Source organism: Methanocalculus alkaliphilus (genome assembly GCF_024170505.1).
Lineage (GTDB): Archaea > Halobacteriota > Methanomicrobia > Methanomicrobiales > Methanocorpusculaceae > Methanocalculus > Methanocalculus alkaliphilus.
This window is the reverse complement of the sequence record NZ_JALJYG010000005.1, coordinates 125,306-143,534: the sequence shown is the minus strand read 5'-3', so window position 1 is coordinate 143,534 and position 18,229 is coordinate 125,306. Positions and strand designations below refer to the sequence as shown.

Here is an 18,229-nt window from a genome sequence, read left to right as displayed (position 1 = left end):
CCATGTCTGAAAGGGTTGTATAACAGAGGTTTTATGTTGTTGAAATGAGCATTTTTATTCCGCCACTTTTGGGCACTTTGATCCCGCCATTTACACAATACCATCCATTCAATTCCAAAAAAGTGGTATAATGCCCGGTGAATGCTTATGCGTTTATTGCTCTCTGTGGAACATCCTGCATGGGCCCATCAATTCAGGTATATGATTGAAGAGTTAAAACGGAAAGGACATGAAATAAAAGTAGTTGCCATTAGAAAAGATGTTACCTGCGAATTACTTGATGCCTTTAATATACTCTATGAGATAATATCTGAAACCTCAGTGAAAGGCATTATTGAAAAGGGAATAATTTTTCTGAAAACAACATATGCCATCTTTCAAGCCAGTCGACAGTTTAAACCGGACATGTATTTCGGCAGAAGTTCTCCAATGATGGCAATAAACAGCTTCTTCTTCAGAAAACCACATATATTATTTGAGGATACGGAGATTGCCTCTTTTTCCCTTATGATTTGCAAAGTCTTTTCGAATGTTATCATAACTCCCACCTGCTTTACAAAAGATCTCGGACATAAACAATTAAGAATTGAAGCATATAAGGAATTATTTTATTTATATCCTAATTATTATAGGCCAAATTTTGGATCATTAGATGGGTCAGGTGTAGATTATGATGAAAAATATATAATTATTAGATTTCTGGCATGGGATGCACACCATGATATTGGAAAATCGGGGTTAACGCTTGAGACGAAGCGAAAGGCCATCCGTGAGTTTGAAAAATATGGCCGGGTCTTTATAACCTCTGAGAAACCTCTGCCAGATGAATTTGAAAAATATCGGATCACCGTCTCACCGGAGAAAATGCATGATCTTCTCTGCTACGCCACACTATTATATGGAGAAAGCTCGACCATGGCATCAGAGTGTGCAGTTTTAGGGACACATGCAATATTCTGTGACTTTGCCGGTCGCGGGTATACTGATGAGGAAGAGAGTCGGTATGATCTTGTATATAATTTCCGGCTTGATTCATCAAGCCAGGAAGCGTCGATTGAGAAGGCAGTGGAGCTGTTGCAGGAAAAAGATCTCAAGGAGAAGGGACGGGAGAAACGAGAACGTCTTCTCAATGAAAAAATTGATGTCACCTCATTTATGGTGTGGTTTATGGAAAACTACCCAGGAAACGTTGGCTCGATGAACGATAAGCCCCCTTTTGGGTTTACATGAATTACGATCAGTACAGCAGAAAGCCCATGACTTGCGTCGCGGGATGGATGCGCCAACACTTCTCCACAACCAATTGTTTTCGCCGATGCAAGTGAGTCATACACACCAGCAACAATCCTGGGATGAGATATCGTGGCTTTGAGTCATCGACGAGAGCCATGATTATTCGTGTTATATATGGCCATGTAAGAAAATGTTTGATGGCTGGAGTTTTACTGCCGAGGGTAGGGGTGCGCTTTTGAACAGGACGAACCGAAGAAGAATATAATGGGGTATATGAGGAGACTGACTACGGTGTGGTAATATTTATTCGAAAGGTGTAGTATTCATACCCGAAAAACCCTGCGTCCTTCATAGAGAAGGTGGCTTGTATCTATGCGGTGTTGTACCTTTTTTCAAGGTTAATATGTATTTTTTTCTACATGTATTACCTGGTCTTTGATACCTGAGATCCTTTTCACAATACTAATATATATTGAATGCATTAATTTATTTTTATGAAAAACAGGTATGTGAAAAAATTCGCAGAATTATTACCTGTAGTTGTGATTATTATTATACTGACGAGCTTATTATTCGGTGGACTTATTTTAGGTCGCTGGGATTATTCAGTCAGAGGATTAACTGTTGCAGTACCTTCAATACTAGCTTCATTTCTTTTAATTTATATCTTCAAAAATCCCACTAATGAAGACAATAATGAGTATGACTTGAAATTGTTCCGCTCATCACATTTATCATATCTTCTTTTTACTTTACTATATATTTTATCAATTATTGTATTGTTGATGGGCATTTCCAGATTTATATATTTACTTTTGATATTTTCTCTCTTTTTAATAATTTTTCTTCAGATATACTCTCAGCTTGCCTCTTCAAATACGATAATTCCAGAAATTATCCTGGTGATGATGAATATAATTTATGGTACTACCTTTGCGTATCCGCTCTTTTTTAGAACAACAGATCTTCTTTATCATAATACGTATACAACAGTAACATTATTATCAGGACATACAATTCCAGCGGATCTTTCCCCTTCGTATGCTACCTTTCCACTATTTCATATTTATAACGCAATGTCTTCAGCTATACTTGGGCTTTCTGTGCAGCATACACAATTCCTTGTCATGTGTTTAGTATATGTTACCGTGATACTATTCCTATATCGAATTTTTTTGTATTTGTCAGAAAGTGAACAGATTTCATTATTAGCTTGTTTGTGTTTTTCTCTGCTCCCTATCGTTCTTCTTGAAGGAATAATGATGGTTACACGAACCACTGCTTTCGTTGGATTTGTGATACTTCTCTACCTGATATTTACCTCAAAAGAAAAAAATCCTATGATATATAAAGCCTTTATATTCATATTTTCTATATTCATAATGCTTGTACATCAGGTTTCTATAGCGCAAATAGCATTCTTATTAGCTTTATTTATGGCATGTGAAATATTGTTATCAGAGAAGAAATACTTTTCAACAAATCAAATGCTCTTTATTACTATCTCTTTTTGTACATATTGGATCTTTACATCGAGAGTATTTCTTGATTGGCTTGTTAAATCAAGAACAGGCTTAGACTACTTAGACTTTGGCCAGGTTCACACTGTCATTGATCCATCATTGGATCAGATGCAGCTGGCTGTTATGTTCGTACAAAACCAAATTGATATATCAATTTTCATATTGTTTGCATTAGTAGGAATTATTTATCTCCTCTATCGACAGAAGCCACAATATCTACCAGTGCTAGCGATTTTTTCTTTAATGGTCCTAATTTTTTATATCCCTAATCCTTTGCTTACATCACAAACAATTTCACGGATATATAGGATTGATCGCTTCGCACTCCTTATTGCTCCATTTATGGCTTTTGCTATGGCTTCAGGGATTTTCTGGTTAAGCAAATGGACTCAGAAAAGTGCCTTCTCTCGGATATATCATTCTATGATTATAATTATTTTTTCATTATTTATTCTATTATCCCTCCAGCAACCAATTTTAGATATAACGAGTGATGAAGGCAGACTCTACTTCACGGAAGGTGAATTAACCGGATATAATTATGCCAATAATAAGATACCTTTTGGCGTTGAATTATATTCGGATTATCATACATATAGATATTTTAATCTTGAATACTTCAGCCTGACAGAAAAACTTGACTTGCCGTATTACTCAAGCACTATGCTACGTGGCATGACGTGGACTCCAAAAGATGATCAATATGTAATTTTTCGCAATAAGAAATTTGAAGATATGGTCATCCACCTTCAGACTGAGGATGGGATGGGTAGAGTGAATTATATTTCGAATAATGAAAACATGAAAGATGTAAATAATTTTTTTAATGATAATAATGTTATTTATAGCAACTCTCATATATCTTATCTAACTGGCCGTTTATAAATCAGGGCTATTCTTTTCCGGCCTGCCTTTTCTTGATTCACTCATTGTCTCTAAAAATCCTTTCAATGTTTTCATTTTTACTGACCAGTCCAGGTGTTCCTCTGCATATCTATGCATCTTCCGGGGAGTGTCATGGTCTGTACAAACCGTCTCAGCAAAGGAAATAACCTTTTTCATATCAACCGGGGATTCATCAGGCGGAATCTGAAGTATAAAAGGAAAATCAAGGGGAAAGTCAGGATCCTTTATTCCATACATAAAAGGAAGCCCTCTTGCACAATACTCTCTTGCTTTTAGTATAGATGCTTCCTTCAAGCCAATGCGATGAATTCCAAGACTCCCAACTCCTATATGACACGTATTAAAAAGGGTATCGAGGGATCTGCCGGTCGTAAATCCATGATATACCACACGATCAGTGATTCCTAAGTGAACGGCTAATTCCTGGAGATGAGACAGTTCCTCTCCATCTCCTGCAATATGGAGAATTATTTTTGGGGAGTTATGGTGATTTGCAATGCCGTTGAGAAGCCTATCGAGACCATTCCAGCGTCTGATGTGCGCGACACAAAGTAGATGAAGGTCTTTTCCATCATACTTTGGGGGATGGCGCACCGTGGCTGAAGCAACATCAAAGCCATTTCCGATTGTTATATGAGGTTTATTTTGGTTTCCTGCCCGGGAGAGTTGATAGCTCGTTATCTCATCCGTGACCCCGACTATCGCATCTGTATACGTTCGTATCGCATTGCCAAAGAAAAAATCGAGTATGAGATACCAATATTTTTTTATCAATTTATATTCGAGAGGTTCGATAGTTTGATATTCAATGCAAATTTTGCACAATCTCGCTTTTTTAAGTATCTGTGTTAATTGTATGGATGGATAGGGTATACGCAAATATACTATATCTTCTTCTTGTGAGGTAGTGATCAAATAATTTAAAATATTATAAAAATTATACTCTCGTTTCACCCGTTTTAAAAAAATTAATTTTGTTTTCATTGGAATTTTTATTAATTCAATGGAACTGTCCGATGCCTTTTCATCATCTGTACAAACAGAGTAATGAATCGTCTCGATATTATGGTTCCTTAAATGCTTAATCTGAGAAATAATTTTCTTATTCAGACCTTTATCAAATTGTGAACAACATCTGCAGATATATTTTATTCTGATTATTCCCAACTCCTACCATTGTATAATATGATCTATACTATAATAAATATATATTCTTTTAATTAATACAATAATCAACGGTGCCTTGAGGCTTTGACCCCCCCACCAGACTATTATCATTAAGGTGGAATGGACGCATCTTTCAGGGTTTTGGATCCTACTCTCTGTGATTAAAAAAACCATTGCTCAGATGACTAATGTTTGAGCGAATCCAGTTGCTTCAAATTGTATTTTTTAACATGAGAATGGGTATGTCGGGGTCAATCTCTGGGGTTGTTTCGATCACATGACCGACATGGACTGGCCCTGCCGCACACCACAAATGGCCGGTTAACCGGCTGTTGTATGTTACCCTCTTTGTATGAACTTCGTCTATCCATATCATGCGCGAGTACGGATCCCTCCCGATGAGAAAAAAATTATCTCTTTCAATCACTTAGTATAGATGGATCGGGGTTTGAAAAAGCGACCTTTTCATTATTTGATTTATTGCATTATTATGTTAAAACCTCTTTTTAATTAAACCTTCAGAAATCGATCACTTTAAGCAATCCTAAAAACAAATAATGGCTTATTATTAGGAAATACAATGCAATACTATATATATCGATACAAACTGATAATTCAAATTTTATAGATCTTTTCTGTAAAAATCAACATATGGCTTCTAAATTCTAAAAAAATAGAATTCTTGATGTTTTACTAAAGAGAAAATATTATATACGTGTAGTTTACAATAAAATGTATATGAGAAAAGGAGAATTTACCAGGCTTCTACTAGCTCTGGTTGTATTACTCAGCATCGCTCAGCTTGCGATGGCCTATCCATCGACACCAATCTACGGTGCTGACGCAAACCCCACAGGGAACCCCATCGGGGGCGGTATTGGATATAGTGATATAATTCAACCGACTGATCCCCGGGTCATAGCGATCGTTCATGATAAAGCCGGATTACTTGCTGCTTTAAACCAGGCGAAATCCGGCGATATTGTGTATGTTCATGGGAATGCCAACATCGATATGTCTGGAACCTTTAATGTCCGTATTCCCGGAGGCGTGACAATAGCGAGCAATCGAGGGGAGAACGGAGCTCCTGGCGGCCGGATTTTTCAGAATGCATTAGCTGGAGATCCAACGTCAGGCCGTCCATTTAACACCGGCGGTCCTGATATCCGAATCACCGGGCTCAGAATACAGGGTCCATACCCAACCTCAGAGAATTTCCGGGACCACCGACATGCCATACGATCATATCATGACAACTTTGAGGTAGATAATTGTGAAATATATGAATGGGGTTATGCAGCAGTTCGTATACAGGATACGGGACCAGACAGTGGGCAATACATCCACCATAATCACATTCATACAAATCTGTTTACCGGTACTGGATATGGAATTGCAATAATAAATTCGGAGGTCTTAATCGAAGCGAATCTGTTTGATTATAACCGGCACTCTATTACATCGCTTGGAGGGCCGCACTGTGCGTTTGAAGCACGATACAATATTGTCGGTCCACATGCCGCCTCCGCATATTTTGACATGCACCAGGACCCGAACAATCTCGAGTGGGGAGGAGACTGGGTTTGGATTCATCACAATACCTTCCTTGGAACAGATCAGAATGCATTCAATCAGAGAGGCCAGCCACGAACCGGCGCTTGGATTGAATATAATATTATGGACAGTCGAAATCAGGGAACTGGTCCAGTTAGACAGACATTTCATAACCTCGCTCCAGAACAGAGTCCCTATGGTAAAGTGTATATGAGCAATAATATTATTCAGGGAGCATTGTCAGAATTTGGCCCGGTCCTCTATTACCATGATACCGGCGGCTATGTCGAACCCACACCCTATCCATTAAACCCACGGGCACCGACACCAACCCCAACCCCAACACCAACACCGACACCGACACCGACACCAACCCCAACACCAACACCGACACCAACGCCAACGCCAACACCGACACCGACACCGACACCGACACCGACACCAACACCAACACCAACACCGACACCGACACCGACACCGACACTTTATGAGGTTACTGGAGTAACGGCAATAGGTGACTTTGCAGTAGAATACGGTACATCATTCCAGGAGATCGGACTTCCCCGAACCGTTCAGGCAACCATCTGTGATGGTTCTGTGCGGACAGTCGATGTTTACTGGCCCAATACTGCATCCGGGTATGATGGCACAACCTCAGGCACATACAGGCTCGAAGGTATCCTTGTGAACCTTCCGGATGAGATCATCAACCCTGATGGTGTTGTTGTTCAGACCGATGTGAAGGTTGGCAAGAAACCACTTCCACCAACCAACCCTTCAAGGCAGGAAATGGTGATCCCCATTCAGGTGGGATATAACTTAATATCGATACCATATGAGGATGCAGAGCTTGAGGCAACATCACCCGCTTCGATTCGTATCTTCTCCCCAACCAACAACCCGAATTCACGTGGAGGACAAAGCATCGAACTTGATGAACTTGTGCCAGGAAGAGCATACTGGGTCTCATCATCCAGTGTCAGTGAGATCATCGTGAAGGGAACCAGGCCCTCCTCGATCACCATGGAACTTGGGCGAGGATGGAACCCCATCGGTGCTCCCAGTGATGAAATTCATATGAATGATATTACCCTTGATCCATCAGATGCCTGGTCCTTACCATTTGTCTATGCATACAATCCTGCAAGGCGATCCTATGAAGCAGTGACCACGCTTCAGCCAGGTCGCGGGTATTTTGCTGCCTTGGGTACAGACTGCACAATACAACTCTTCTAAAAAAGAACAACATATTTTTGAAAGCGTTGACATGATAGTATCCGAAATATCCGGCTTCCTCCTCAAATCCGGCACTGAGTCACCCTGAAATGGGTGACTCCCTCTCAAAAAAGAATACGTACATCTCCCTTTGGAGAATCCTAAAAAAATGGAGGAGAGGCCCTTATTTTCTGCTCTCTTTCTTTCCTCCTTTCATATCCTTGGATTTCTTTTCAGGTGCCGGAGTCTTCTCCTTCTTGCCAGGTGCTTCAAATGCCATGAGGCGTTCACCTCCCTCCCGATCATCCGGGACAATTGATACGTCTCTGCATCAGCTTATGAATCTACCGTACACTTTCAATCACTCATCTAAAAAAACCTGTAAATTGAAGATTTATTCCCCTATAACGCCTTCTCCATCCGGCGCGCAACCAATGATGGTGAGGGAGCCGTTTTAAGCGACACCTCCCTTTGGCAACCATCCAGCTACCCCCTCCTGCCGCAGGTTCTTGTAGTCCTGGGCACCAACAGGTTCAGTAATGATGCTCATCCTTGGTGTCGGAAACACCCTCCTTTCAGATGATGGTGCCGGCTGCTATATTGCAGAGGCGATCGCTGACATCCACCCTGCCTACAACGGGGGCACTGCACCGGAGAATTTCACCGCCCCGATCCGCCGTGCCGCCCCTTCCCTGCTTGTCATCGTTGATGCGGCAGCAATGGGCCTTCCCGCAGGCAGCATCCGGATCATCCCCCCGGAGAAGATCGATGATACGAGCATCGGCACCCATATGCTCCCGCTCTCGCACCTGATCGCCTATCTCTCCCCTGACATCCCCGAGATCCTCTTCATCGGGATTGAGCCAGAGACGATCCAGCCGGGCGTCGGCCTCTCTCCTGCTGTACAGGAGGCTGCAGATCGGCTCCTTGACCTGCTCCAGATGGGAGAGATCCGATCATTGGAGGGGTTGTAACTATTATAGCTCCAGTGATTATCGTGGTACAATCAGGAAATCTCACCAGGAAAGACGATGCACATACAGCTTATTTCTGACGTAAGGGTTCTCAGTAATTCGATGGAAGGTCTTCATTGCCACCTCATCTCTTCAGACGCCCCTTTCCGCTCACCATTATCACAAAAACGGCAATGATGGCCCAATGTGCTGCAATGGGGGCCTGAACCGATACGGGAAGCATCCTGTTGAGCAGGCTTACATCGCCGGGGCTGGTGAGTTCTTCCACCCTGACTGTTTTGTCTTTATCCCGGAATGGTATCCGGGCATATGAACGGTCGAGTGCTATTGCTTCTTCATATGCCCGTTGCGACTCTTGATACATCCCCAGTTCGAGGAGGGCATCTCCAAGAGCCGCCCAGGCAGACGCAGCGGTAGGATCGAGTGTGATTACCTCACGGTAACATGCGGCCGCCTCTTCAGGATTATCAAGAGCTGCACATACGTTACCCAGCCCCTCCCAGGCGATCACCAGATCCGGGGAAAGATCCACAGCACGGGAAAACGATCGTAAAGCAGCAGAATGTCGATTGAGTTGATAGAGTGCAGCTCCCCGGTTCGCCCATGCTTCGGCATATCCCCGATCAATTCGAAGTACTGCATCATATGATGCGAGGGCGGCTTCATACTCACCCGCATCAAAAAGCTGGTTCCCCCTGAAGAAGATTTCTGATGCCTCAGCATCTATCGCCACTGCTGCCGATGGTGAAATGATAAGGGCAATAAGCAGAAGAAAGGTTGCTCTTTGACGAGGGGGCAATATCATTTGAATTTGATATTAATTTATTAATATATGTATTTATCGTTCTTCACCAGAATACCAACTGCCCATGATTTGAGGAGTAATAGGAACCAGGGCACCAGGAGTGCGATGATCATCCCATGTTTGAGCGATACCCTTCTATCAAATGAAGAGAATGCCCGTCATATTGCAGAGGCGATCGCTGACATCCACCCTGCCTACAACGGGGGCACTGCACCGGAGAACTTCACCGCCCCGATCCGCCGTGCCGCCCCTTCCTGCTTGTCATCGTTGATGCAGCAGCAATGGGCCTTCTCGCAGGCAGCATCCGGATCACCCCCCCGGAGAAGATCGATGATACGAGCATCGGCACCCATATGCTCCCGCTCTCGCACCTGATCGCCTATCTCTCCCCTGACATCCCCGGGTTCCTCTTCATCGGGATTGAGCCAGAGACGATCCAGCCGGCCGTCGGCCTCTCTTCGGTTGTCCGGGAGGCTGCAGATCGGCTCCTTAAACTGTTACAGATGGGAAAAATCCGTTCGGTGGAGCGGTTATAACCTTGATAGATCCTGTGGGTATGGTCCTCCATACGCAACAGGAGTACAAACAGAATAGAGTGGCTGCTGTTGGGACAGGGTGCCCGGTGGGGCAGGCAGGAGCTGATCGACGATTCTGTCTGGAAAATGAATGCCTTTTGTTGCCTTTCGTCATTGTACCTTCGTATATGGAATAAAGTATGATAGGTAATGCCACTACGAAAGCCTCGCACAATCAGGAGCGGAATGGAATCGTTTGGGGAATTTACCTGTCTCGCATTATCTCGTCGGGGTCGAAGTCTACAAACCTGCCGGCCTGATCGATCCCGATGATCATCTTCCAATCGCGATAGTCACGCTCACGCAGGATCATCACAGAAAGCAGCTCATCATAACTCTGGCCAGCTTCTTTCAGATCGTGCAGCCTCCTCCAGGTTGGCTCTTTCACAGGAATACGCTTGATCCGATTGCTCCCAGCCTCGCTCTTGCGGGTAGACACAGCTCCGTGTATGTCTTTAATGCATTTATGGATGTGCACATTATAACAAATGTACGTAAATGCCATTATGTGCATAGAGATGGTTTCTATAACATCACGAACGCTTTTCAGTCCTTGAGATAGACGGTCAACTTGATATCGTGCGGATCATCAGGCATTTCATCTCCCAGAAAGTCCAGGATGCCCGGAGTGTTGACACGACTATCGTTATGAACGAAAGGAACAGACCGAATTCGCGTAAAAGTAACTGAAGAAGAAAAGGAGGGTTCAAACTGACGATTGGATTGAGTGTGTGTGATCTACTGCATAGCAGTAACTCCCGGCTTAGATCTATTTTTAGTTTTGCAGAAGAAATGCCTTTTTTTCTTTTGGATATGGGGCTTGACAAGGGAGAAATTATACTATATCGGGTTAGGTAAAATTGTAGAGATAGGCCGGCAGTTTCTTTAACTTCCTGGATATAAGCTCGCTTCCTGAATGGCTGAGGCGAGCAGAAACATTCAGTATGTCGTAAGGGAAGGTCAGAGTGAGATAAACTCTTCTTTTTACAGGTCGGCCTGTTTCAAAATGGATATTAGTGTGCCACGAGGAATTGGGTTGTTCTTTGGGACAATAACCAATAGTTTCCTTCCATCATCTCCTACTGCATACAGTGCTGTATGGCTCCCTTTCCCCTGGGTTGGTGCAATAGTAAACCCTGCCTTCTTCAATTTTTTGATGATCTCTTCTGAAGGCAGAAGTGGGAGTTTTGTCACGCCTCGACCTCGATCATCGAGGTAAATTTATGGCGGGCCCGGAGGGCCGATTCGATCTCTTCCATCATGCCAAGAGCCCGTGCATTTTCTATGTAAAGATTGATTGCCTCATGGATATTATCAAGGGCTTCCTGTGGAGAATTTCCGCAACTGGCAACCTCGATTTCAGGGCATTTCGAGACATATAATCCCTCTTCCTCCCATATTATTACAGTTAATTGTATCTTTCCCATGATCAAACCCCTGATACCATATACTTACAAGCATGAATGCATAAAAGTATGGCATTCCTCTTGATTGGATGGATCTCTAACCTCTGATGAATATGAAGGAGCGAGCAGGGAAAACATAGCAGAATGATTCTTCTCCAAATTTCTGATCGCCACCTTCCCTGATCCCTGAGCAAGTATCAACCGGGTATTCTGGTGTCATCCTCACATCACAAAAAGATCTCAGAGCGATACTTTTCGTTTGTAGGAATGGTTGTCGATTCTGCGAACGTTCTGCATCTTGCATGTGCTGAATCCATTGGTGCAATTATGCTTACAACCGATGACAATCTGGAAAAATTAGATCACGGTAGTGGATGCTGTGACCGGTGACTGAAGCCAAAGTGGCAAACTTAGGTTAGATCGTGACGTTGATCACCCCGGCAACCGCCCTGCCCCCTTCCACCAAAGGGGGAAGTGAGGATAGCAGGGGGGTCCGGATAAAACGCGAATGAGCGCCGGTACCGGATGCGGGTGAGGGTAAGCCCATGGAGGCGCGGTACAGGAGATGGTGAGGGGGGCGACCAGCAGGATGGAGGCAATCCTATCGGAGCATCGCAAGAAGATCTTCTTTTGAAATACCGTTCCTATGCGATACTTTTCCAAGAATATCATTCAGGGTACCCCTTGCGATTTCGTTGTGTAGGGGGACTGTTATTGTGTGCTCCCCAGTACCGGTATTCTTTGCCATCTGCACATGGCTACCTCGCTGGCGGAGAACTATGTAGCCGAGTGACCCAAGTACCTTCAGGAGATCGTGGCCACTAACAACTGGAGCTTTTGGCAACGGAACCAACCTGGAATTCAGTTTGGGTTACAATGGTTATCTGTTCTCCAGCACCGATTGACTCCTCATAATGAAGTTCGACTGCCTCACGAATATTTCCTATCAGATCATCCAGTGTCCTGCCCTGTGTAAAAATATCGACCTCAATGCCACGTCCGCACCAGAATTCCCCATCATTATAGATCTCAAACTTAATCAGCATGGATAAGCAGCCCCACAATTCGATGTATTGGATCCAGAGAACAATAAAGGTGAGCTATTATCGTCAGGATATCGGCCCCGGCATCATCGATAGAGCAGATTATTATATCATTGATGATTATTTTGATCTGTGTAAGCCCCGTTCGGTGGCCGCAAGATCACCTACCCGGGAGCCGGAGGGGGTAGGGGGTGCCCCCCAAGGGGCGAGGAGACTCCGGCATTCATGCCGGGGAGGAATCGCCCGAAATTGAAACATAACGTATAACGTGTGGTACAACCCATATCGATATAATGGCTATTCGAACAGTGTCAAATTATCTGCGACTGTCCCAACGACAGCATTATATTATTGACACGCTCGCATACCATGCAAAGAATCTGTACAATGTTGCATTGTACAATACCCGGCAGCATTCCTTTGAATATTGCGAAAACATTTCGGTTCTCCAGACGATTCGACCGGATATTGCATCAAAGGTCACCATCTGTGTCGGTTCCTTTCTCCCCTATACCCGGAAGAAAGACTTTCCATACAAAGATATCTCAAATTATGCCCGGTCACGCCAGAATGAGAACTATCCGCTGCTCCATAGTGATGTTGCGCAGCAGACCCTCAGAAGTGTTGAAGAAGCGTACAGCTCGTATTTTGCACTCATGCGGATGTACCACTCCGGCGACCTCCCACACCGACCACGTCTTCCACGCTATCTGGAGAAGGATGGCCGGTACAAAATGGCTTTTCCTGCGTCACATATCACGATCCGAAACGGCAATGTCACCCTCGGCATGGCACGAATGTTTAAAAAACAGCATGGTTTAACCGGGAAAGAACTGACTTTCAAAATTCCGCCACACATCCAGCCAAACCAGATCCGTGAAGTGACTATTGTTCCAGTTCATAATGGGAAGGTATACAAGATCGAGTTTGCGTATACTGTTTCCGTACAACCAACATTTTTCCATCCTGACCATTATCTTGCGATTGATCTCGGCGTCAACAATTTTGCGACGATCGTTGAGACTGCTACCGGGACTGCCTCGATTATCGATGGTATGTATCTGAAATCAATTAACCGGTGGTATAACAAAGAAAACGCCAGATTACAATCGATTAAAGATAAACAGGGGTTAACAAAGGATTTCACACACAGTCAGTCCCGGCTTCTCATCAGGCGGGATAACCGGATCAACGAAACGATGAACCGGATTGTCGCCTATCTGATCGCGTTTGCCTGTGAGCATGGAATCGGCACCATTATTGTGCCGCGATGGGATGGGATCAAACACCAGATCAATCATGGTGCGATAAACAACCAGAATTTCGTCCAGATCCCCTATGCGGAGTTTCGACAGAAACTGCGATCCAAATGCGAGCTCGTCGGGATACAGTATGACGATTCCCATGATGAACGGTATACCTCGCAGGTTGATGCCCTGGCACGTGATCCGATCGAGAAACCATGGTATGGACGAACCCGTCGTATTACGCGGGGACTGTATCAGAGCAGCTCCGGTACCGTGATCAATGCGGATGTAAATGGTGCGCTCAACCATTTGAGAAAAGTAGCTGGTGATTCGGTTATTACGCCGATAATCAGTAGCGGCCGTGTCAACCGGCCGGTACGAATAAGGCTCAACTACGAGCAACCTTCGTGCAGATTAAATTGCACTATCAGTCGTATGACTGGTATTGCAAGCCCCGCCGTTTAGGGCGGGGTAGTTGACACATGCTCATCCAATCCTTAAACCAGGCTTCTGCCTCGGCCTGCCCCATCATCAGGGAGAAAAAAAGGGGGCTCTCCCCTCACTCAACAATCTGATTCCCGGCAAACCGGTCTTCAGTCGAGAGAAGAAACTCATCGCTCATCCTCAGGACATCCTTTGGGCAGATATCATTGCACTGGCCGCAGAAGACACAGCTTGCCACGTAGATCCTGACCCTCTTCGTCTCAGGGATGAACTCGATCGCATGTGCCGGGCAGACCTTCAGACAGAGCTTGCAACCGATACATCCGTCACGGTCGTACTCTATCTTCCCGCGGAATGCAGGGGGTGTCGCGACCGGCGGGATCATCGTCGCTTCGCCGGTCCCGACCTTCTTTAAGAACTCAGTGATCGATTTTGGAAGGTGGCGGGCAGGAAACTGATTCGTTGCCGGCGTCCTGAAGAGCTGGGTGAAGATCTCACGGATCATCGGGAGTGCCATTTAGAGAACCCCCATAACAACCGAATCAAGGATCACAAGCGAGAGACCGAGAAGCCCGGCGAGACCAAGATAGACCCAGAAGATGGTGACGACATGGGTGATCCTGAATCGTGCCAGTCCTGTTCTGATGGCCGTCACCGAGATGATCATCAGCAGCACAACCTTCAGGAAGAAGAAGGCAGCATCGACTGCAAGCGCTGCATAGGAGCCAAGACCAAGGAGGGGTGAGATATTCCAGGGGAAGAAGATTGCAACCGCCAGACCGCCCATCACCAGGGTCTTGACCCCCTGGGCGACGGTGAAGAGGCCAAGATTCTTTCCGGAATACTCAACAAGCAGACCTCCGGCAAGTTCGGTCTCCGCTTCAGGCGAATCGAAGGGGATCTTTGAGAGTTCTGCCGGTGTCACCCATGCAAGGGTTAGCATCAGGAGAAGAAGCCCGAGAAACCCGATCGGACCGACGAGTGTCCAGACCGGATTCTCCACAATCGCCTGGAGTGTAAAGGGATCAGAGATCCCTTTTGAATAGAGGAGCCATGCGATGGCGATCACCGCAGACGCAAGCGGGAGCTCATAGGCGATCATGCTCACCATCTCACGCTGGGAACCAACCGTCGCATATGGGGAGCCTGATGCAAAACCACCCGCGACCATCGCAAGTGACGGGACAGCAAGAAGGTACATCACCAGGATGAGATCGCCATATCCCCCGAGGATCGGCATCATTGATCCAATCGGAAGGTACAGCAGCACGATGATCGATGAAGCAAGGGCAACGATCGGTGCAGCATGGAAGATCGAGGGGATTGCATTCTCAGGGACGATATTGTCCTTTGAGAAGAGTTTCCTGATATCATAAAACGGCTGGATAAGGATCGGCCCGATCCTGGCCTGCATCCTCGCCGATATCCTCCGGTCGATCCCAAGGAGAAAGAGACCGATGACGATCCCGATCACCGAGAACGCAACAGCCGCTGCCACCGTCTGGAGAATCACCATCAGCATCCCTGGATCCTCCGGGTCTTTTCGACCGAGAGCCGGTGAAGATCCTCTTTCGTGAGTATATCACTGGAGGTTCCACGTATAACCGCGACACGGTCAGTACATGAGAGGCAGGGATCTATCGAGGCGACGACGATCGGGACATCAGCGAGCTGCTCACCTTCGAGAATCGGAATCCATGAGTGAAGGTTACTGTATGAGGATGCTTTGATCTTCCACATCGCAGGAGCCTCGTTCCCATCCATCGCAACATAGTGGAGGCACTCACCACGGGGTGCCTCATGCCTGCCAACTGCCTCGCCATGCGCCTTCTTACAGGCGGAAAGCAGCTTCGGAAGCTTTGGCTCCCAGAGGATCCCGCCCTCAGGCATCTCTTTGAGACAGGTCTCGATGATTTCGATCGACTGTTCGATCTCAAGAAGCCGGACGATGATCCGGTCATACACATCGCCATTGATCTCCCCGCCATATGCAGACGGGAGGATCGGGGAGATCTCAAGATCGCCATATGCGGCATAGGGATAATCGACCCTGACATCCTTCACCACGCCGGAGGCGCGGGCGGTCGGGCCGACGGTGCAGAGGTGCAACGCCTCCTCAAACGAGAGTATCCCTGTATCCTTGCATCGGATCGAGATCGTCGTGTCATGCAGGAAGAGCTTGAGCATCTTTCCGAGGAGATCACGGTACCCGTCCAGGCATTTGTGAATCACCGGATGCTGCTCAGGAGTGATATCCCGCCTGACACCACCGATCTGGACGAGGCCATAGTTGATCCGGTTCCCGGTGATATTCTCGATCACATCGAGTGAATCCTCCCGAACCCGCCAGGCGAGATAGAAGAGGGTATCGAACCCAAGCTCATGTGCAGCCACTCCTGCCCAGAGGAGGTGGGACTGGATACGCTCCAGTTCAGCGATGATCACCCTGATATAATCCGCTCGGGCAGGAACCTCGATATCGACGATCTGCTCAACAGCCCGTGCAAACGAGAGCGAGTGGGTCACCCCGCAGATACCACAGATACGATCGGTCAGATGGACGATCTGAACCGGGTTTCTCCGCATTCCCATCCATTCGATCCCCCGGTGGGTCTGGCCAGGAGCAAAGTCCGCCTTCTTCACGACCTCCCCTTCCATCTCGAAGAGGAACTGGACCGGCTCCTTTAATGCCGGATGAATCGGCCCGATTGGAACCACATACGGCTTCTTCTTCATCTCATCACTCATCAGATTTCACCTCCTTTGGCTTCTCTTCTTCTTTCACCGTCTTCTCCTCCTTCTCGGTGACAGGCGGGGCTGGGCGGTCTGTTGGCCGCTTCGTCTCCCAGAGGTGTTTTATCATCGAATCAGGAATCCCTGTCTCATCCTTTCTGAGAGGATAGACCCCCTCCGGGAAATCTTCGGGCAGGAAGAGGCGACGGCCGTCGGGGATCCCCTCGACGGTGATACCATACATCTCCTGCTTCTCACGCTCCGTAAAGGCCGCTCCGGGGATTTGATCCGATATCGTCGGGACGGTAAGATCCGTCTTCTTCAGGGGGACCGTGAAGGTGACCATAATCTCACCATGCGGTTTTCCATAATAGATCGAGAAGATATACTGGAGCCGAAGCTCCTCCCCGGTATCCCATCCCGAGATGACCGAGAGATGCGGATAATAGAGTTCTTTTAACAGATTGATCACGGGCTTGAGGATCTCGCGATCGATCGTCATCCAGATATTTGTATTTGGGTTCTTCTTCGCCCCTTCGGCCCTGGTAACGATCCTGGGATCGGTGATTGCATCACCAAATGTACCCACGAACCGATCGACCAGTTCCTGTGGCGTGAGTAGTGTCTCGTTCATACCTCACCTCCTTCCAATCGTTCGAGTTTTGTAATCGCGGTGACGACACCATGAATGATCGCCTCCGGCCGGGGGGCACAGCCCGGGACATAGACGTCAACGGGTATGATCTGATCGATCGGCCCTTCAAGATTATAGGAGTCATAGAAGACCCCGCCTGACTGGCCGCAGGTTCCGATACACATCACAACCTTCGGATCTGCCATCTGGTCATAGACCCTCCGGAGCCGTGGCGCCATCTTCCCCGTCACCGGTCCGGTCACAAGGAGGACATCTGCATGCTTGGGCGACCCGACAAGCCTGACCCCGAACCGCTCGGGATCATACCGGGGCGTAATGGCCGCGACGATCTCGATATCGCATCCATTGCAGGAGCCTGCATTGAAATGGAATACAAAGAGCGACCGCTTAAATGATGATGAGAGTGTCATTGGAAGATCACCACCAGTGCGCAGATGCCAACAAGTACCCCGAAGTACCAGAGCATATAATCGTTCAGATCACCGGTATGGACCGGGACGAGCCGGGAGTAATACCCTTTCAGCCCCTCGGTGAACCCCCAGTACAGGTTCCCTCCTCCGATATGGACTGCGTCCTTCTCAGGCTCGGCATTCCCGGAGAGGTAGGGCCGCTCCTGTTCACTTCCCTTCCGGTAGGTTGAGACCCCGCCCCTCCAGAGGAGATAGACCAGCAGCAGGATCACCGCTCCGGCTATCGTCCAGATGACCGGATCCCAGACACCATAGCCGGTATAGAGTGTTGTCTGCATC

General features: G+C 46.6%; 20 protein-coding genes. 6 read left to right on the top strand and 14 right to left on the bottom strand.

The window, feature by feature from the left end:
• Positions 1 to 201 precede the first annotated feature (201 nt).
• Together J2T58_RS05650 and J2T58_RS05645 are read left to right on the top strand one after the other, a co-directional pair.
• On the top strand, positions 202 to 1,230 hold the full coding sequence (locus J2T58_RS05650; RefSeq protein ID WP_253488095.1) for a hypothetical protein: 1,029 nt from the start codon (positions 202 to 204) through the stop codon (positions 1,228 to 1,230).
• Positions 1,231 to 1,727: 497 nt separating this feature from the next.
• On the top strand, positions 1,728 to 3,641 hold the full coding sequence (locus J2T58_RS05645) for a hypothetical protein (protein ID WP_253488093.1): 1,914 nt from the start codon (positions 1,728 to 1,730) through the stop codon (positions 3,639 to 3,641).
• On the opposite strand, the gene J2T58_RS05640 is transcribed toward J2T58_RS05645, so the two are convergent.
• On the bottom strand, positions 3,636 to 4,829 hold the full coding sequence (locus J2T58_RS05640; protein ID WP_253488090.1) for a glycosyltransferase: 1,194 nt from the start codon (positions 4,827 to 4,829) through the stop codon (positions 3,636 to 3,638). The genes J2T58_RS05645 and J2T58_RS05640 overlap by 6 nt on opposite strands.
• A gap of 1,791 nt (positions 4,830 to 6,620) precedes the next feature.
• On the opposite strand from J2T58_RS05640, the gene J2T58_RS05635 reads away from it, so the two are divergent.
• Positions 6,621 to 7,619 (top strand): Ig-like domain-containing protein, encoded by a 999-nt coding sequence (locus tag J2T58_RS05635; RefSeq protein ID WP_253488088.1) that lies wholly within the window; start codon positions 6,621 to 6,623, stop codon positions 7,617 to 7,619.
• A 518-nt stretch (positions 7,620 to 8,137) separates the two neighbouring features.
• Positions 8,138 to 8,572 (top strand): hydrogenase 3 maturation endopeptidase HyCI, encoded by a 435-nt coding sequence (locus tag J2T58_RS05630; RefSeq protein WP_253488086.1) that lies wholly within the window; start codon positions 8,138 to 8,140, stop codon positions 8,570 to 8,572.
• A gap of 124 nt (positions 8,573 to 8,696) precedes the next feature.
• Here J2T58_RS05630 and J2T58_RS05625 read toward each other — a convergent pair whose 3' ends face one another.
• A complete protein-coding gene (locus J2T58_RS05625; RefSeq protein ID WP_253488084.1) occupies positions 8,697 to 9,377 on the bottom strand; it encodes a tetratricopeptide repeat protein in 681 nt (226 codons plus the stop codon).
• A 194-nt stretch (positions 9,378 to 9,571) separates the two neighbouring features.
• On the bottom strand, positions 9,572 to 9,730 hold the full coding sequence (locus J2T58_RS05620; RefSeq protein WP_253488107.1) for a hypothetical protein: 159 nt from the start codon (positions 9,728 to 9,730) through the stop codon (positions 9,572 to 9,574).
• Between J2T58_RS05620 and J2T58_RS05615 the strand changes: the two genes are divergently transcribed.
• Entirely contained in the window at positions 9,659 to 9,913 is a 255-nt protein-coding gene (locus J2T58_RS05615) for a hypothetical protein (protein ID WP_253488082.1), read from the top strand. The genes J2T58_RS05620 and J2T58_RS05615 overlap by 72 nt on opposite strands.
• A gap of 244 nt (positions 9,914 to 10,157) precedes the next feature.
• On the opposite strand, the gene J2T58_RS05610 is transcribed toward J2T58_RS05615, so the two are convergent.
• The 5 genes from J2T58_RS05610 to J2T58_RS05590 all read right to left on the bottom strand — a co-directional run bounded on the left by J2T58_RS05610 (position 10,158) and on the right by J2T58_RS05590 (position 12,404).
• Positions 10,158 to 10,391 (bottom strand): hypothetical protein, encoded by a 234-nt coding sequence (locus J2T58_RS05610; protein WP_253488080.1) that lies wholly within the window; start codon positions 10,389 to 10,391, stop codon positions 10,158 to 10,160.
• Positions 10,392 to 10,936: 545 nt separating this feature from the next.
• Positions 10,937 to 11,146 carry a type II toxin-antitoxin system HicA family toxin gene (locus J2T58_RS05605; RefSeq protein WP_253488078.1) on the bottom strand — a complete coding sequence of 70 codons (210 nt, stop codon included), beginning with the start codon at positions 11,144 to 11,146 and terminating at the stop codon, positions 10,937 to 10,939.
• Entirely contained in the window at positions 11,143 to 11,379 is a 237-nt protein-coding gene (locus tag J2T58_RS05600; protein WP_253488076.1) for a type II toxin-antitoxin system HicB family antitoxin, read from the bottom strand. Before J2T58_RS05600 ends, J2T58_RS05605 begins: the two co-directional genes overlap by 4 nt.
• A gap of 580 nt (positions 11,380 to 11,959) precedes the next feature.
• Entirely contained in the window at positions 11,960 to 12,202 is a 243-nt protein-coding gene (locus J2T58_RS05595; protein WP_253488074.1) for a type II toxin-antitoxin system HicA family toxin, read from the bottom strand.
• Complete coding sequence (locus J2T58_RS05590) at positions 12,180 to 12,404, bottom strand: type II toxin-antitoxin system HicB family antitoxin (protein WP_253488073.1); 225 nt, start codon at positions 12,402 to 12,404, stop codon at positions 12,180 to 12,182. The genes J2T58_RS05595 and J2T58_RS05590 overlap by 23 nt, the downstream gene beginning before the upstream one ends.
• 290 nt (positions 12,405 to 12,694) lie before the next feature.
• On the opposite strand from J2T58_RS05590, the gene J2T58_RS05585 reads away from it, so the two are divergent.
• Positions 12,695 to 14,113 carry an RNA-guided endonuclease InsQ/TnpB family protein gene (locus J2T58_RS05585; protein WP_253488072.1) on the top strand — a complete coding sequence of 473 codons (1,419 nt, stop codon included), beginning with the start codon at positions 12,695 to 12,697 and terminating at the stop codon, positions 14,111 to 14,113.
• Between the two features lie 94 nt (positions 14,114 to 14,207).
• On the opposite strand, the gene J2T58_RS05580 is transcribed toward J2T58_RS05585, so the two are convergent.
• Genes J2T58_RS05580 through mbhI form a run of 6 tightly spaced genes read right to left on the bottom strand, consistent with a single transcriptional unit; the run spans position 14,208 to position 18,228 of the window.
• Positions 14,208 to 14,609, bottom strand: a complete 402-nt coding sequence (locus tag J2T58_RS05580; protein WP_253488071.1) for a 4Fe-4S binding protein — start codon at positions 14,607 to 14,609, stop codon at positions 14,208 to 14,210.
• A complete protein-coding gene (locus J2T58_RS05575) occupies positions 14,610 to 15,608 on the bottom strand; it encodes a respiratory chain complex I subunit 1 family protein (RefSeq protein ID WP_253488070.1) in 999 nt (332 codons plus the stop codon).
• Entirely contained in the window at positions 15,608 to 16,840 is a 1,233-nt protein-coding gene (locus J2T58_RS05570; protein ID WP_253488069.1) for a hydrogenase large subunit, read from the bottom strand. The genes J2T58_RS05575 and J2T58_RS05570 overlap by 1 nt, the downstream gene beginning before the upstream one ends.
• Positions 16,833 to 17,459 carry an NADH-quinone oxidoreductase subunit C gene (locus J2T58_RS05565; protein WP_253488068.1) on the bottom strand — a complete coding sequence of 209 codons (627 nt, stop codon included), beginning with the start codon at positions 17,457 to 17,459 and terminating at the stop codon, positions 16,833 to 16,835. Before J2T58_RS05565 ends, J2T58_RS05570 begins: the two co-directional genes overlap by 8 nt.
• Complete coding sequence (locus J2T58_RS05560) at positions 17,456 to 17,890, bottom strand: NADH-quinone oxidoreductase subunit B family protein (protein ID WP_211529890.1); 435 nt, start codon at positions 17,888 to 17,890, stop codon at positions 17,456 to 17,458. Before J2T58_RS05560 ends, J2T58_RS05565 begins: the two co-directional genes overlap by 4 nt.
• Positions 17,887 to 18,228, bottom strand: coding sequence for a membrane-bound hydrogenase complex subunit MbhI (gene mbhI / locus J2T58_RS05555; protein ID WP_253488067.1), 342 nt, complete (start codon positions 18,226 to 18,228; stop codon positions 17,887 to 17,889). The genes J2T58_RS05560 and mbhI overlap by 4 nt, the downstream gene beginning before the upstream one ends.
• Between the last annotated feature and the right edge of the window lies 1 nt (position 18,229).